The sequence below is a fragment of the Paenibacillus sp. P36 genome (assembly GCF_045866505.1).
In the GTDB taxonomy this organism is placed as follows: Bacteria; Bacillota; Bacilli; order Paenibacillales; family NBRC-103111; genus Paenibacillus_E; species Paenibacillus_E chondroitinus.
Window position 1 is genome coordinate 366349 of the sequence record NZ_AP038372.1, and the last position, 15432, is coordinate 381780.

The 15432-nt window shown below is 49.0% G+C and carries 14 protein-coding genes and 1 riboswitch; of the genes, 8 read left to right on the forward strand and 6 right to left on the reverse strand.

The window, feature by feature from the left end; genetic code table 11:
- Positions 1–35: 35 nt before the first annotated feature.
- Positions 36–776 carry a delta-lactam-biosynthetic de-N-acetylase gene (pdaA, locus tag ACKTT9_RS01675; protein ID WP_157323793.1) on the forward strand — a complete coding sequence of 247 codons (741 nt, stop codon included), beginning with the start codon at positions 36–38 and terminating at the stop codon, positions 774–776.
- Between the two features lie 97 nt (positions 777–873).
- On the opposite strand, the gene ACKTT9_RS01680 is transcribed toward pdaA, so the two are convergent.
- The gene (locus ACKTT9_RS01680) at positions 874–1803 is read right to left on the reverse strand and encodes a peptidylprolyl isomerase (protein ID WP_407870251.1); all 930 of its coding nucleotides are present in this window, start codon (positions 1801–1803) and stop codon (positions 874–876) included.
- A 339-nt stretch (positions 1804–2142) separates the two neighbouring features.
- Between ACKTT9_RS01680 and trxB the strand changes: the two genes are divergently transcribed.
- From trxB to tpx, 3 genes are read left to right on the forward strand one after another with little or no spacing between them, the layout of a single operon-like run.
- Positions 2143–3090 (forward strand): thioredoxin-disulfide reductase, encoded by a 948-nt coding sequence (gene trxB / locus ACKTT9_RS01685; protein ID WP_407870252.1) that lies wholly within the window; start codon positions 2143–2145, stop codon positions 3088–3090.
- A gap of 35 nt (positions 3091–3125) precedes the next feature.
- Positions 3126–3437, forward strand: a complete 312-nt coding sequence (gene trxA, locus ACKTT9_RS01690) for a thioredoxin (protein ID WP_315955058.1) — start codon at positions 3126–3128, stop codon at positions 3435–3437.
- 56 nt (positions 3438–3493) lie between these two features.
- Positions 3494–4018 carry a thiol peroxidase gene (gene tpx, locus ACKTT9_RS01695; RefSeq protein WP_407870253.1) on the forward strand — a complete coding sequence of 175 codons (525 nt, stop codon included), beginning with the start codon at positions 3494–3496 and terminating at the stop codon, positions 4016–4018.
- A 48-nt stretch (positions 4019–4066) separates the two neighbouring features.
- Here tpx and ACKTT9_RS01700 read toward each other — a convergent pair whose 3' ends face one another.
- Positions 4067–4969 (reverse strand): manganese catalase family protein, encoded by a 903-nt coding sequence (locus ACKTT9_RS01700; RefSeq protein ID WP_157323658.1) that lies wholly within the window; start codon positions 4967–4969, stop codon positions 4067–4069.
- 83 nt (positions 4970–5052) lie between these two features.
- Positions 5053–7362, reverse strand: coding sequence for a UvrD-helicase domain-containing protein (locus tag ACKTT9_RS01705; protein ID WP_407870254.1), 2310 nt, complete (start codon positions 7360–7362; stop codon positions 5053–5055).
- Between the two features lie 82 nt (positions 7363–7444).
- On the opposite strand from ACKTT9_RS01705, the gene ACKTT9_RS01710 reads away from it, so the two are divergent.
- Complete coding sequence (locus ACKTT9_RS01710) at positions 7445–8356, forward strand: YihY/virulence factor BrkB family protein (RefSeq protein WP_407870255.1); 912 nt, start codon at positions 7445–7447, stop codon at positions 8354–8356.
- Positions 8357–8708: 352 nt separating this feature from the next.
- Here the strand turns inward: ACKTT9_RS01710 and uvsE are convergent, their stop codons facing one another.
- Together uvsE and pyk are read right to left on the reverse strand one after the other, a co-directional pair.
- A complete protein-coding gene (gene uvsE / locus ACKTT9_RS01715) occupies positions 8709–9665 on the reverse strand; it encodes a UV DNA damage repair endonuclease UvsE (protein WP_407870256.1) in 957 nt (318 codons plus the stop codon).
- Positions 9666–9851: 186 nt separating this feature from the next.
- On the reverse strand, positions 9852–11264 hold the full coding sequence (gene pyk / locus ACKTT9_RS01720; RefSeq protein ID WP_127457063.1) for a pyruvate kinase: 1413 nt from the start codon (positions 11262–11264) through the stop codon (positions 9852–9854).
- 119 nt (positions 11265–11383) lie between these two features.
- On the opposite strand from pyk, the gene ACKTT9_RS01725 reads away from it, so the two are divergent.
- A complete protein-coding gene (locus ACKTT9_RS01725) occupies positions 11384–12172 on the forward strand; it encodes an AraC family transcriptional regulator (protein ID WP_407870257.1) in 789 nt (262 codons plus the stop codon).
- A gap of 24 nt (positions 12173–12196) precedes the next feature.
- Here the strand turns inward: ACKTT9_RS01725 and ACKTT9_RS01730 are convergent, their stop codons facing one another.
- Positions 12197–12928, reverse strand: a complete 732-nt coding sequence (locus tag ACKTT9_RS01730; RefSeq protein ID WP_407870258.1) for a DUF3105 domain-containing protein — start codon at positions 12926–12928, stop codon at positions 12197–12199.
- A 197-nt stretch (positions 12929–13125) separates the two neighbouring features.
- Here ACKTT9_RS01730 and ACKTT9_RS01735 point away from each other — a divergent pair, with 197 nt between their 5' ends.
- Together ACKTT9_RS01735 and ACKTT9_RS01740 are read left to right on the forward strand one after the other, a co-directional pair.
- A complete protein-coding gene (locus ACKTT9_RS01735; protein WP_407870259.1) occupies positions 13126–14571 on the forward strand; it encodes a methyl-accepting chemotaxis protein in 1446 nt (481 codons plus the stop codon).
- 53 nt (positions 14572–14624) lie between these two features.
- Positions 14625–14734, forward strand: a riboswitch (TPP riboswitch).
- A gap of 101 nt (positions 14735–14835) precedes the next feature.
- A complete protein-coding gene (locus tag ACKTT9_RS01740) occupies positions 14836–15432 on the forward strand; it encodes an ECF transporter S component (protein ID WP_407870260.1) in 597 nt (198 codons plus the stop codon).

Below are 15432 nucleotides of genomic sequence, written 5' to 3' on the forward strand. Positions count from 1 at the left end.
CACCCGTGAATTACATCCGTATCCTTACCGTCGTGATGGCGATGCTGTTCGGACAGGCCATGCTCGTATCCGCTGACGGGTCTTATCATTTCGGCTTCAAAAAAAGTACCAAAGGACAGCGTCCCTCCATTGATGAAGAAGGCTTCAAGAATCTGTTGAAGCAGCATGGAGCTATTTTTACAGGTGATCTAACGGTCAAAGAATTGTACCTGACGTTCGATAATGGGTATGAGCAGGGGTATACCGGCAAAATTCTGGACGTGCTAAAAGAAAAGCAAGTGCCAGCCATCTTTTTTGTGACCGGCCATTATATCAAAACCGAGCCGGAGCTGCTTAAGCGCATGGCGCAAGAGGGCCACTTAATTGGCAACCATTCTTGGAGCCATCCCGATATGAGCCAAATTTCCGCTGAGCGGATCAAGAAAGAGCTCGATCAAGTGAGAGATGGCGTGAGCGCGGTCACTGGGCAGAAGGAGATGCATTATTTGCGCACGCCGCGGGGCATCTTCAACGGTCAGTCGCTAGCCGTCAGCCAGCAGATGGGCTACACGAACGTGTTCTGGTCCATTGCGTACCGCGACTGGGAGCCCAAGCAGCAAAAGGGCTGGGAGTATGCGTATAGAAATGTGATGGCGCAGCTGCATCCTGGCGCGGTGATTTTGCTGCATTCCGTATCCAAAGATAATACGGAGGCGCTCGCCAAAATCATTGACGACGCCAGAAGTCAAGGCTATCAGTTCAAGAGCTTGGACGAGATGAAAACTCGTACACCGTAAAATGAAAAAGGATGCCCCTTGGGCATCCTTTTTTGGTGCTGTTCGTGGAGGCAGCCGCCTCTGGCTCCACGTTCAGTGGGATAGATTGAAGGATACGTTAAGCTCCTTCAGGCTTGCTCAAGTAGTTCTCAACCGTCGACTGCGATTTCTTATCCTGCAGCCATGTGGTGGAGAGGGAAGCCAGTTTCTGAGTCGTGATCGCCGACTTAATATCTTCCTTTTTCTCCTCCATTGTAGGGGTAGAAGCTGCTTTGTGGTCTGTTACTTTAATGATGTCGTAACCCGTGCTTGTCTTAACAGCGCCGCTGGTTTCGCCAACTTTTAAAGCAAAGGCCGCGGTATCGAAAGCTTCGTCCATATTGCCGCTAGAGATGTAGCCAAGGGATCCGCCATTATCTTTGGTAGCTGTGTCTAAAGATTTGCTTTTAGCCACCGTGGCAAAGTCGGCCCCATTTTTCAAATCAGCTACAATTGCATCTGCCTCTTCTTTCGTCGCTACGGAGATATGAGAGGCTTGAACTTGCTCAGGAACCTTCAAGGTTTCGAGGTTTTCATCGTAATATTTTTTGATTTCATCATCTGTAATCGTGATTTGAGGCGTTAATATTTTTTTCAAAAGGACCTGCGACTTCATGCTTTTCCTGAGATCGTCGATGGTCATGCCGTAAGAAGTGAGCGCTTGTTGAAATTCAGCGTCAGAGCCATAAGAGCCTTTTACATTGGCAACTTCTTTATCAATATCTTCGTCGGTGACGGTGATGCCTGCTTTTTGTCCTTCTTGATTAATGAGCTCTTCAGAGATCATGGAATCAAGAGTCTGCTGACCGCCGCTTGCGAGCATAGCTTGATATAGCTGTTCGGAGTTGATGCTGACGCCATTGACTTTGGCGACGGGCTGTACTGTCCCCGCGCTGCCCGCAGCGTGCTTAGTTGGTGGGTAGAAAGCGATATATGCGATAAGGCAGACCAGCAGGACAGCTGATACCCATTTCCATGTGCGATTAGATCTTATTTGTGTTTTAGTCATAATTGCTCCCTTCAGTGTGTGTGTCTGGATGACATGCTTCTATTATGCCTATGGAATCTGAAGCCCACATGAAGTCTAACTGAATGTTTTATGAAGGCTTAACCGGTTTCTGGAAGGAGAAAAGGTTTCTATTCTGATATTTAATTTGTATGCAATTTAATTGTTGACAAATTTAAATGAAATTGATATGATCTGTTCATAAGGTTTGCATCAAATTAATTTGCTAACAAAACAACGGTGAGAAATAAGAAACGAAGAAATAAGAAACAAGAAATGCGAAATAGACAACAAGCAATCAACGATATAAACAAATAACGATCAATAAAAGGAGGCATTTATATGCACCACAAAGCGATCATTATCGGAACAGGCCCGGCCGGATTAACGGCTGCGATCTATTTAGCGAGAGCGAGCATGGAGCCGCTTGTCATTGAAGGCATACAGCCTGGCGGCCAATTAACCACTACAACGGAAGTGGATAACTTCCCAGGGTTCCCGGACGGTATTATGGGCCCTGAACTGATGGACAACATGAGGAAACAGGCGCTGCGCTTCGGCGCTAAGATTCAATCGGGGCGCGTAACAGAAGTGGATATGTCGAAACGGCCATTCACGTTATTTTTAGAAGGTGGGGGCCAACTGACTGCGGATTCTATCATTATCTCTACAGGGGCTTCGGCTAAGAAGCTGGGCATCCCTGGCGAATCCGAGAACATCGGAAAAGGCGTCAGCACTTGCGCAACTTGTGACGGATTTTTCTTCAGGAATAAGAAAATTATCGTGATTGGCGGCGGGGATACTGCGATGGAAGAGGCACAATTTTTGACCAGATTCGCTTCCGAAGTACGCGTCGTGCATCGTCGTGATGATCTGAAGGCGTCGAAAATCATGCAGGATCACGCCCGCGGCAATGAGAAAGTGGTCTGGAGCCTGAACCGCACCCCGCTGGAAGTAGAGGCAGGACCGCTTGGGGTTAAAGGGCTTAAAGTGCGCAACAACGAAACAGGCGAAGAAGAATTGCTTGAAGCAGATGGCATTTTCCTTGCAATCGGGCATACGCCGAATACAGGATTCTTAGGTGGTCAACTGCCAACCGACGAACTGGGTTACCTGCAGGTCATCCCGGGAACTTCCAAAACAGCGATACCTGGCGTATTTGCCTGCGGCGACGTGCAAGATCACATTTACCGACAAGCTATCACTTCAGCAGGCAGCGGTGCTATGGCGGCCCTCGATGCTGAGCGATATATTTCAGAACATGCTGTTGCTCTTGTCAGCAGTAAATAACCATCAAATAACTTAAATCTTAGGAGGAATTAGCCATGTCAGTTAACCAAATTTCCGATGCAACCTTTCAAAGTGAAACAAGTAGTGGAACCGTACTCGTCGATTTCTGGGCGCCATGGTGCGGCCCTTGTAAAATGATCGCTCCGATCTTGGATGAACTCTCCGCCGAGGTTGGCGATAAAGCCAAAATCGTAAAAATCAACGTGGACGACAACCCGGAGTCCGCTGCTAAATATAACGTTATGAGCATTCCAACTTTGCTGGTTTTCAAAGACGGGCAAGTGGTGGATCAGTTGGTAGGCGTGCAACCCAAAGAGAAACTTAAAGCTGTGATCGAGCAAGCTTAATCCCTTTTTCGGCATCAAAACATATAAACGACATTAACCAACCAGGAGGATCTATCATGACACAAGTACAAGAGCGCACAGGAGTAGCAACAGTTGGAGGAAACCCAGTCACCCTAATAGGGCCGGAGATTAAAGTTGGCGATAAAGCGCCTAATTTTACGGTGAATAAAGATCTTATGACAGAGGTGAGCCTGTCGGATTATGCGGGTAAAATCAAGCTGATTTCCGTTGTTCCTTCCGTAGACACGGCAACTTGCGATGCGCAGACGCGCCGATTCAATGTGGAAGCAGATAAACTGGGGGATAATGTTGTCATCCTGACGATTTCCGTGGATCTTCCTTTTGCGCAAAGCCGTTTCTGCGGGGCTGCCGGAATTGATAAAGTCATTACACTGTCCGATTACAAACATCGTAACTTCGGCCAAGCGTATGGCGTATTGATTAAAGAGATCCAGCTTGATCAACGGGCCATCTTCCTTGTAGATGCTGACAATACAGTTCGTTATGTTGAGTATTTAACGGAAATGAAAGAGCATCCGAATTATGATGCGGCGCTCCAAGCTTTGAGAGAGCTTGTTTAAATAATAAAAAGGACGAGGCAGGTGATTCCTGCTTCGTCCTTTTTTTGTTTATACGTGAATGCCCGCAGACTGCTGAAGTCTTGCGGCAATTTTCATGAAGTCCTCCGGGAATATGCCAGGGGCAAACTCTTCCGGAGTGTCTGCATACTCTGGAATCGGGCCGCCTTCCGGGATGCCCTCTTTGACGATTAAATCCCCGCCATCTTCAGGATGTGTGCCTTTCCAAATCTGCTCCAGGTCCCGGTAGTCCTCATCGCTGAAGCGGTACAAGACCCGGTGAACCCCTTTTTCCTCATACTTGCGAGTTTCGTTGAACGCTCTGTTATCCAGGCTCGGAATGGGGATAAGTTTGGTCACGTCCGCACCGGTAGCCACTTCAAGCGCTTTGGCGTAAGCGACCACATGCACGCCTCCCCGAACCAGCAAGTAACCGATCATCGCGCGAGCGACGGGGTGCGTGGTCATTTCGTAGACGCGCATTTTGTGTGTACGGGCTCCGCACTCCAAGAAGAAATTGTGCAGCAAATCGAGGATAAGATTACCGCTGTTGAACACATTCTCGCCAGTCCAAGCTTTGCCCATGGAATCCACGGGAAGCGCATTTTGACCAGCAAAGATGAAATGCTGCGTATTGCGTACATCCTTGGCAGCTGCCAAAGGTGTTGAATCCGGATCACCGGGTTTCGTTGCACCGGCCAAACACAGGTTAATTGTGTGTGAAACAAGCTCAACATGGCCGAATTCCTCAGCAGTGATGCTGGAAATAAGGTCGTAGAAAGGTTTCAGCTTCGTCTTATTCTTGAAATTAAACGACTGAAACATGTAATTGTTCAGCGTGGACATTTCTCCGAATTTACCGCCAAGCAGCTCTTGCACAGCGGCGGCTGCGTTTGGATCGGCTGTTGTCGGCTGTGGCAGTTCAATAGCTAAGCGATTGAATCTTTTGATCAAAATGATCCCCTCCAACTGGTCAGATACGGATGTATTCTAACCAAGCAGGGGGCATCTCATGCAAGCCGCCACGGGCTAGCGGGCTAGCGGGCGAGCGGCACGAGCCTGCTGCCCTTGACCATGGCCCCGCCGCACAAGGGGCACGCCTTCGCCGTTCGCCGCGATTCCTGCGGCGAAGAAATGCGCGACCAGGCCTTGCAGCCGGCCTGGCCGCAAACCCACGCCGCGACCGACTCCGTCGCGGTGGGCTTCGCAGCAGCCGTCCGCGGCGCGGCTGCCTTCGTCACAGCCGCCGCCACAGGCTTGCGGCTGACCATCCCGTCCGCGTCAGGGAACGCGGACAGCAGGAAGCGGGAAGGCTCCGCCTTCTTCCCGCGATAATACGCCGGCGAGCTGATCAGCAGCTCGGCTTTGGCGCGCGTGACGGCGACGTAGGCGAGTCGCCGTTCTTCCTCCAGCGCGGCGGCGGTTTTGTCGCGCGCGGTGACGCCGGCCAGCTGAACATCGTTCAGCTGGTTCGCTTCCAATGCCGAGCTATGCGGCATGTTGCCCTCAATAGCACAGAGCAAGTAGACCACCTTGAACTCGAGGCCTTTTGATTTGTGAATCGTCATGAGCGAAATTTTGTTCGCCGCATGGTCTTTTGGCAGTGCGCTCATTTCCGTGCGTTTTTCTGCGACTTCATGGATAAAATAAAGGAACTGCTCCACCGAATCGAAACGCTTGGCAGAGGACTCCAGCTCGTCGAGCGTCTCCTTCAGCATTTCCCGGTGATGCGTAAGCTTACTTCGCTTATTCGTTTCCAGGAAGGAGTCGTAGAAGTCTTTGCGGATCGCCTGGATGGCTTCCAGCGGCTTCATTTCGACAAGCGATTTGATCAGACGGATGCGGCTTTTAAGCTTTTCTTTCTGAAATTCCTTCAACTGCGGCAAGCCTAACAGGTGGATCAGTGGCCACTTTTTAGCCTGAATCGCCTCCTGTTCCTGAATAATCCGCATGCCTTGGTCACGCCCTATATATAATGAAGGTAGGACACCCTCTATCGCTTCAAAATTGCGGCGTTCATGAGCGATCCGAAGATGATCGATAATCGGCTTGACCATCCACTGTTCATAGAAAGAATCGCTGCTGCCATAGTCGACAAAAGGCAGATTATGCAGAATCAATTGCTCAATAATGGCTCTGCTGTTGCTTTGCGTGCGGTACAAAATGGCAAAATCACCAAACGAGCAGCCGCCTTCAGCGACCTTAACGCGAATATCGTTGATCAGCCAATCGGCTTCATCATCGCTGCTGGCAGGCCTCACATACAGCGGTTTCGTTTCACTTTGTTTGGTGGCGAGCAGTGTCTTGCTCTTGCGCTGAACGTTATGCCGAATAATGGCATTGCCCAGTCCCACGATACTCGAAGTGGATCGATAGTTAATATCGAGCGTGACGGTCGTCGCAGTAGGATACTGTTCATGGAATTGTAAAATAAATTCATTCCGAGCTCCATTAAACGAATAAATGGTCTGATCATCATCGCCGACAACCATCAAATTTTGATGATTTCGAGCGATCATTTTAATAATCTCGTACTGCACGGTGTTCGTATCCTGAAACTCATCGACGCTGATATAAGAAAACTTTCGCTCCAGTGAGCGCAGGATATCGCCATTGTCCTTCAGCAGCTGATAAGCGAGAATCAAAATATCGTCGAAATCGATCTTCATCTGCTCCATTTTCCACTGTTCATATTGCAGAAAAATTCGCTTCATCTCCTGATCTTCTTCCGTATCTTCGGGAAGGTCGCTGACGTTGATCAGCTGCATTTTGTAGGAGGAGAGGATGGAGATGAGAACCTCGGGTTGGTAGGTATCCTGAAGTCCCATGCTCAGCATGATACGTTTGAAAACAATCTGCTGATAACGGCCGTCGCTCAGAATCTCCTGATTGAACCCGTTCATTCGCAGCAACCGGAGGCAGAAGGCATGGAACGTCCTCACTTGCATCGAGTGAGTCATACTCGTATCCAGGCCAGGCAGGGAAGCGAGGCGCTCCCGCATTTCTTCAGCGGCTTTTTTCGAAAATGTAATGAGCAGCACATTCGACGGATGCACCCGGTGAACGCGCAGCAAATAAGCGACTCGGCATACCAGCACGGTTGTTTTGCCAGAGCCTGCTCCCGCTAATGTGAGGAGAGGACCCTTGAAATGGCGCACAGCTTGTACCTGCGCTTCATTCAACAAAATGCGATGGCGTTCCAAGTCGCGGAAAAAATAAGCGTCCCGATCCTCGTCGGGCACAAAATCCGAGCTATTCGTTAACCGGGCCATCTGCGCATGCGGAACCTTTCGTTCAGCGGCCGGTTTAGAGCTTATTGGAGTAGGGTAAATAGAAAGAGAGTTCATTAATTGGTAATCACCTGTTCCTTGCAGGACTGAACTACCTATTTTATCACAATTCTTGAGCAATGAAAGGATAACTCCGCCAATGGTTATATCTAACTTAAAATTGCTCTGGCACCAATTCCAAAAGCACGATGCTACAGGGCTGGCTGCACAGTGCGCCTACTATTTCTTGCTGTCGCTGTTCCCGTTTCTACTCTTTATTCTGAGCTTGCTCGGGTACTTGCCGTTCTCATCTGACGATGTGGTGGCGCTAATCAAAGACTACATACCAGGCGCCGTTTCCAGCTGGCTTGAGGATACCTTGACCAATCTGCTCGATGTAAAAAGAGGAGGGACCTTGTCTTTCGGGTTAATCCTCGCCTTAGTGAGCGCTAGCGCAGCGATGAACGCGATCGTGATAGCCGTGAATAAAGCCTACGGCTTGCCGGAGCGCAAAAGCTTTATTCACTCGCGTTTTCTGGCGGTTATGCTGACGCTGGGCATGCTTATTGTTATTGCTTCAGCGCTGCTTCTGAGCGTATTCGGCCATTGGATTGGCGACTGGGTACAGGCGCATGTTCATCTGGCGGCAACGAAGGTTAACGTTTGGAACAATCTTCGCTGGATACTTAACTTCATTATCCTGTTCATTGTTTTCACAGGCATTTATTACATAGCTCCGAACACCTGTCTAACGTGTAAAAGTGTGCTCCCCGGCGCCTTATTCGCCTCCCTTGGCTGGCAGGGGACAGGTCTGGGCTTCTCCTTTTACGTGAATAACTTTACGAACTATAGCGCCACTTATGGCAGTGTCGGGGGAATTATTGTCCTTATGACTTGGTTCTACATCTCCGCGCTGCTCATCATTATCGGGGGGGAGATCAACGCCTTGAAGCATGTGAAGATGCAGGAGCATGTTCATACGGTTGCTTTGGATAAGCGGGACAGGCAGGATAAACCGGAGAGGCAGGATAAACAGGACATGCAGGATAAGAAGGATAGGACTGTGTGGTAACGCTCCGACTTCTAGGGCGAAGCACCACATCCTCGACTCCCAGAGATGCAGTCTAACTGATATAACTGGATAATCTACCTCTAATACGAGCTGCATCAGCCCAGGAAACGGAATAACTGGAGAAGCTCCAACTAAATCGTTGGTTTTCCGGAAAATGGTTGGTTTTGAACGAATTAGCGGTAGAAAATCCATCTATCTGCGCGAAAAATGAATGAGACGAGGGAAATAACGGGAGTAATCGGCGCTAATACCTGTTGCTTCCCCCTCACTAAACCCCACGGCTCAACCGAACACAAAAAAACCGTAGAACCAAGCGGAATCCGCCCCGTTCTACGGTTTTTCTTTGCCGCAACTACCACTCCAAAATGCCTCCATCAATCCGCTTAATCCCTCGGATCTTGCCGAGCTGCTCCGCCAGCTGGAATAAGGAAAGATCCTTCATCTTCGCTTCTATCATGACGTCAACGCGGTCCAGTCCTGCTTCCTTGCAGCTTTTGAGGAAAGCGACGAGCTGTTCCGGCTCAATGTAGTCAGCATGGGAGCGAAACTCCTTCGTATCCTTTGGGGACTTCGGAGAAGAAATATGGATTTTCATGGGGACCTCGCCCCAAGTCTTCACGATCTGCGGGAGCAGTTCCTGAGGTGTAGCCTCCGAAGGGTTGCACCAATCATGGTGCAAATCCAGCATGAAGGGGCGCTGCAGCTTTTGGCTCACGGCGAGGGTTTCCTCGAGGGTGTAGGTTTTATCGTCATTTTCAAAAGTAAGCCGCCGCATGATATGATCCGGCACCTCGGGGATCTTCGAGAACAGCCGCTCCGTCGCGGCGGCTTTGTCGCCGTACACGCCTCCGACGTGGATGTTGATGATAGCCGATTCATCCAATCCCATCCCGTCGAGAATCGCAGCATGGTAGCGCAAGTCTTGAATCGCCGCCGCTACGACCGAGTCGCTCCCGTTCAGCAGGGTGAACTGGTTGGGATGCATGCTGAGGCGAATGTCATGCGCCTTGGCGAAATCGCCGAGCTTCTTGAGCTCTTTTTCATATTCGCCGGCTACATCAATTTGCACATCCGGATGTGTGGCGAGCGGAATGAGCGACGAAGAGAGACGAAACAAACGAATGCCATGAGCGGCATTGTAAAAGAGGATGCGCTGCGTGGCTTCGAGGTTTTTGCGTCCGATAGCAATCGCACGCTGAAGGGCTTCCTCGCGCGGACGCTGTGAGAACAGCTTATACGTAAATGTCGAGCTGGGCGTATTATTAAAAATCGCGAGCGCAATCGATACGAATCCAAGTCGGATAATCATGGAGCCTCCCGTTAAAAGTGCATGATGAAGTTACCGTTAATGTGCCCCTTGGCTGTGGTTATTAAAAGCAAGAAAAGACACCCATAAGGCGTCTTTTCTCAACTGTGGATCTCTCCTGATCCATCTAATCTCTCTTTTTATCCGATCTATCCGATTCTCTCCAAACTAGTTACCAACTTAACCGACTTAAACCCGTTCAACCTTCAACAGGTTGGTCGTTCCCGATTTCCCGACAGGAACACCTGCGGAAACGACGGTAAGGTCGCCTTTTTTCACATAGCCGAGCGTTTCGGCATGTCCGATCGCCGAGCGAATCATCGCATCCGTCGACTCGCAGAACTCGCCATGGATCGGGATTACGCCCTGTACCATGCTAAGCAGATTGATCGCGTACTCGTTGGACGTCACCGCAATAATCGGCGCCTCCGGACGGTACTTGGCGATCATCCGTGCAGTAAAACCGCTCTCTGTCGGCGTCAGAATCGCCGCTGCCTTCAGCTTATTCGCGGAAGATACAACCGCTTGGCACAGCACTTCCGTCACTTCGTTGTTCGATTGCAGCTGTGCATCGATCATGGAGCTGCGCTCCATCGTCTGCTCAACGCGCTCGGCAATGGTCGCCATCATCGTCACGGACTCGACGGGATATTTGCCTGCAGCGGTTTCGCCGGAAAGCATGACCATGTCACTGCCGTCAAGCACGGCGTTCGCGACATCGCTCACTTCTGCGCGTGTCGGACGCGGGTTACGCTGCATGGAATCCAGCATTTGCGTTGCTGTAATAACCGGTTTGCCGGCTAGGTTACAAGCACGGATCATATCTTTTTGCGCGATAGGTACTTCTTCTGTCGGAATTTCAACCCCAAGATCACCGCGCGCAACCATGATACCGTCGGATGCCTCGAGGATTGAAGCGAAGTTCGTCATGCCTTCTTCATTCTCAATCTTGGAGATAATCGGCGTATTACCTGCGCCATGCTGCTCCAGAATGCCGCGAACTTCCTGAACATCGTTCCCGTTACGCACGAACGACATCGCGACGATGGAGATGTTCTCTTCGATACCGAATTTGATGTGCATCACGTCACGCTCAGTGACACCTGGCAGAGAGGTGCGAACACCTGGCAAGTTAACGCCTTTACGCTGCTTCAGAACACTTTGATTCAAGACGCTGCAGATCACTTCCGTGCCATCGATGGATTCAACGCGAAGCTCAATGGAGCCGTCATCGATAAGCACAAGGTTGCCTGGCTTAACGTCCTGCGGGAGGCCAGGGTAATTTACGGAAACGCGGCTGCCATCCCCGACGATTTGTTCTGTCGTCAGGACGATGCGATCGCCGGCTTTCAAATCATAAGAAGCATCTTTCAGTTGTCCGATGCGGATTTCCGGTCCTTTGATATCCATCAGAATTGGAACGACAACACCTAACTCCTGAGCCGCTTGACGAACGCGCTGAATGCGTCCGCGGTGCTCATCCAAATCACCATGAGCCATATTAAGTCGGGCAACGCTCATACCGGAGCGAATGAGTTCCTTAAGAGTCGGGACGGAATCGCAAGCAGGTCCCATGGTACAAATGATTTTCGTTTTACGCATTGTTTAGGACTTCCTTTCGTTGTGGACGAATCAATTTTGGCTTCATTATATGCCTTATTTCGACAATATTCCATGAAATATAGTATGCTATATGAAATATAGTATTCAGGTGGTGGAAAATGAAGGTAACAAGTTACACGTATGATAAAAGCAGCAATTGGTACGGGGAATCACAGGAGGGATGTGAAGATTGGACGCTTGTACTTGTTACTTACGGCCGCTGTGTGTATTGGATCGAGGAAAAAAAGCAGGTGCTGGAGAAGGGGCAATGGCTGCTTATCCCGAGCAGTATTCCCTTTTACGGACGAAGTGTTCCAACCATGCTGCACGAAAAATATGTCGTTCAATTTGATCCGAGAGCCGTTCAAGCTCAAGCGTCATTTCCACTTTTTAAGCTATCCAGCGCCATGAGTCGAATTACGAACAAATATGAACTGATTCTAGACCGGCTGCGACATATCCATCAGCAATGGCAGGACAAACAGCCCTATTATCAGACGCTGTGTGAAGCGCTGCTAACAGAGCTGTTCGTTTATTTGCATCGAGAGTGGGACCAAGAAGCTGCAACTAGTGCTACGCTGCAACTAGTCGAGCAGATGAAGGGCTACATCCAGAACCACTACCGGGAGCATGTCACCAAAAAGGAACTGGGTGCCTGCATTAGCAGATCGCCGAACTACGCGGCGACCCTTTTTCGCAAAGTGACAGGACAGACGATCAGTGAATTCGTGCATGCAGCCAGGATCAAAACCGCTGTATACATGCTCAGGCATTCGGCGTTAACGGTGACGGAAATATCCGATTTCATCGGTTACAATGACGCGTCCTATTTTTATCGTGTGTTTAAGAGGTTGACCGGGCTAGTGCCGACGGATCTTGTCTCCGACCGCGAAAACGTCCGTAAATAACGGGAGCTCGTCTATTAGGATCGATTACATCGTTCCGCCGCCACGGCGCACTTCAGGCGGGATCTTTTCTGGGCCTTTATCGATATACTGGTAGATAAAAGTTCCCACGCTGGCTTCGTCAAATTTAGGAAGCTGCATAGTTTTCGTCCAGGCGGTTACGACAACCTCTTTATCGCTGGGCACATCCGGGTTAGGTACAGCTAGCACACCGGCGCCAGCTTGTTTGAAATGGCTCAAATAGTCGAGGCGATCCTTGAGTTCTTGAGGCGCATCGGGATGGTAGTAGATGATGATGTCGCCGTGCTCCAAGTTATGGACAAGCATCGCATATGTCGGTCTTTCCTTGTAAAAACCAAACTTTAAATCATGCGGGCTATGCGTGCCTGAAGTTGGGATTTTCATCTCGTAGGTCAGCATACCTTCATCATGATTGCGCCCGTAATCCTTATCCGTCGTGACTTCGATAGGCGCATTGTAATTAAGCTTTTCGACGCTATATTTGTTGGATGAGGTTTGGATCAGAGAAGTTCCTAAAGAACAAACCGCTAAAATTATAAGAGCATGAGACAGCAGCATCCAAGTCTTGTGCTTTTTGTGCAGAGCCTGCTTCTCGGATTTTTTCAGCTTGCTCGTGTTCGCTTTGTTCGTCTTCGCGGCAAGCACGTAACCAATGACGGCCAAAATGAAGAGTGCTGCCCCTATATAAAGCAAAATTGCAGTAAGATTCGACCCGTTCTGCATGGTGGTAGTATCCATTTGATATGAGCTCCTTTACGTTAATAATCCGTCATACACTACATATTGTAGTTTCGATAGAGGCAAGAAGTCAAATTCTTTGTAAAGATCCCGTTTTGGACATAAAAAAAGGAGGATTTTCCCTTTCAATTGTTGAATCATGTAAGTAAATGTCTATTTTTGTAGAAAAATTTATAGAAAAGAGGGGGTATGACCAAATGACAGCACAAATGCTGGAACTACATAAAAGAAACGGGTTAATGGTGAAGCTGTTATGGGCTTGTTTGGTGTTAGGAATGGGGGCTTCCTATAGATCCATGGGAGTTGTTATGACGCTGCTGACTTTTGGAGCGCCTATTGCGGTCATTTGCACGCTGCTGATCTGGAGGAAAATCGGGGTCACTTACACCAAATATATCATTGCCATAGGCCTTAATGTGATTTCATATTTCTTTATGACGCATAATCACGCTTTGTCCAGCATGCTTATCTTGTATTTAAGTTTAGCGCTGGTTTCCTTGTATATGGATTATAAGCCGTTACTGCTTAATGGCGTTATCGGAATCGTTAATTTGAACTATTTCTGTTCCACGTTATCGGGTCCGATTGACTATATTGCTATCAATGCTTTTTATGTGCTAATCATCATTACGCTAATAGGTCAAGGCCAGATAGGATTCCGATTATTAAGCCGTGTAGCTCAGAGCGGTCGGGAGTCCGAGGTGTCACGGATGAAGACGGAAGAGGTTCTGACAGGCGTCCGTACGACAACAGAGGCACTGGGAACATCCAGTAACACGCTTCATGAAAATGCCTCCGTGACAGGCAGAATCACAGAAGAAGTCGTTGCGGCTTTTCAGGAAATTTCCATCGGCATTGAATCTCAAGCCACTTCCATTACAGACATTACAACGGCTATCCAAGATGTGAATGAGACGGTGGAGATGACCTCTTCCGCATCGAACACGATGAGCAGCAGATCCCGGGATACAGCTCGGATGACGAATGAAGGCAAAAGCCAGATGGAAGATCTGACGCATAAAATTAAGGATATTACCGTGATCGTAACGGAAACGTCGAGCATCATGAATGAAGTGAACGAAGAAAATGTGAAAATCGGAAATATCGTGACAACGATTGCCGATATCGCGAATCAAACGAATCTTCTATCGCTCAATGCGTCCATCGAGGCAGCTCGAGCCGGGGAACATGGCAAAGGGTTTGCCGTAGTTGCCGGAGAGATTCGGAAGCTTGCAATGAACGCTCATGTAGCTTCAACGGATATCTCAGAGATTCTAGGTTCCATTCAACAGAAGGTGGAGACCGCAGTTGAGAAGGTCGCCATTGGCAAACTGGCGGTAGAATCGGGCAGAAAATCAGCGGAAAGTGTTGATCAGCTATTCGAGGTTATTAACACGAATACAGCTGAGGTCATGGAGCAAGCGGAGAACTTGCAGCGCATGAACCAGCAGTTGCAAGTGTCTTCCCAGAAGGTGGCCGAGGAGATGACATCCGTGGCAGCGATAACGGAAGAGTCCGCCGCATCCGTGCAGCAAGTGCTTGCCAGCGCGGAAGTACAGCAGAAACGGGTGGAAGATATTGTTGACAGCATCCGCCAGTTATATGGATTAACACTGGATTTAAAACTTTTGATGGATAAATAATTTCTCCAAAGGCATTGCCAAATATCGAGTAATCCGCTACAGTTAAGCCAAATGAATAGCAACACGGGTGCTTGATGAAGTCAGGCTGAGATAGTGGCCCTATGCCACTGACCGTTAATCTGATCTGGGTAATGCCAGCGTAGAGAATTGGAGTGCCTCTTTCTGCACTAATTTTATGCCTGCCGCATCCCGGTAGGCTTTTTTTCGTGTTCGCCTATCTCATTTTAACAAAAAGGTATCCAGGAAAAGGAGTGGGAAGAAGAAATGGCACAAAAAGGAACAGGAGCAAAAGGGTTAAAATTGACCGATATTTTGGTCACCATCGTGATCGCGGCGGTATTTGGGGTGATTTATCGCATATGGGGACCCATGTATGATCTTCTAAAACCGATCGGTCTACACGCGGAGCAGTTAAGCTACGGGATGTGGTTCATGGCGGCTACATTTGCTTTCCTCGTTATTCGTAAACCAGGCGTCGCCTTATTGGCTGAAGTTGCAGCCGCGACGATTGAGGCTCTTTTTGGAGGATCATGGGGAGTATCGACGCTTGCGTATGGTATTCTTCAAGGGCTTGGCGCAGAGATCGTCTTCGCATTGTTCATGTATCGCCGGGCGAATGTGGGTGTAACCGTTCTAGCTTCGTTCGCATCCGCTGCACTTTCTTTGCTTGTAGATAAATATTATGGCTATATCGATCAGCTAACATTCTGGAATTATTGCTTATTTATTGGGCTTCGTCTTGCAGGTTCCGCCATTATAGCTGGGGTATTCGCCTATTACTTGGCAAAAGCATTAGCTCGCACGGGCGTACTGAACTTGGTTCGACCGGTTTCAAAGAACGATTACGATGTACTCGGGTAA

Excerpts from the sequence above, each read along its gene's own strand:
- pdaA (WP_157323793.1), top strand. The coding sequence starts at position 36 with ATGGCGATGCTGTTCGGACAGGCCATGCTCGTATCCGCTGACGGGTCT.
- ACKTT9_RS01680 (WP_407870251.1), bottom strand. The coding sequence starts at position 1,803 with ATGACTAAAACACAAATAAGATCTAATCGCACATGGAAATGGGTATCA.
- trxB (WP_407870252.1), top strand. The coding sequence starts at position 2,143 with ATGCACCACAAAGCGATCATTATCGGAACAGGCCCGGCCGGATTAACG.
- trxA (WP_315955058.1), top strand. The coding sequence starts at position 3,126 with ATGTCAGTTAACCAAATTTCCGATGCAACCTTTCAAAGTGAAACAAGT.
- tpx (WP_407870253.1), top strand. The coding sequence starts at position 3,494 with ATGACACAAGTACAAGAGCGCACAGGAGTAGCAACAGTTGGAGGAAAC.
- ACKTT9_RS01705 (WP_407870254.1), bottom strand. The coding sequence starts at position 7,362 with ATGAACTCTCTTTCTATTTACCCTACTCCAATAAGCTCTAAACCGGCC.
- ACKTT9_RS01710 (WP_407870255.1), top strand. The coding sequence starts at position 7,445 with ATGGTTATATCTAACTTAAAATTGCTCTGGCACCAATTCCAAAAGCAC.
- uvsE (WP_407870256.1), bottom strand. The coding sequence starts at position 9,665 with ATGATTATCCGACTTGGATTCGTATCGATTGCGCTCGCGATTTTTAAT.
- pyk (WP_127457063.1), bottom strand. The coding sequence starts at position 11,264 with ATGCGTAAAACGAAAATCATTTGTACCATGGGACCTGCTTGCGATTCC.
- ACKTT9_RS01725 (WP_407870257.1), top strand. The coding sequence starts at position 11,384 with ATGAAGGTAACAAGTTACACGTATGATAAAAGCAGCAATTGGTACGGG.
- ACKTT9_RS01730 (WP_407870258.1), bottom strand. The coding sequence starts at position 12,928 with ATGGATACTACCACCATGCAGAACGGGTCGAATCTTACTGCAATTTTG.
- ACKTT9_RS01735 (WP_407870259.1), top strand. The coding sequence starts at position 13,126 with ATGACAGCACAAATGCTGGAACTACATAAAAGAAACGGGTTAATGGTG.
- ACKTT9_RS01740 (WP_407870260.1), top strand. The coding sequence starts at position 14,836 with ATGGCACAAAAAGGAACAGGAGCAAAAGGGTTAAAATTGACCGATATT.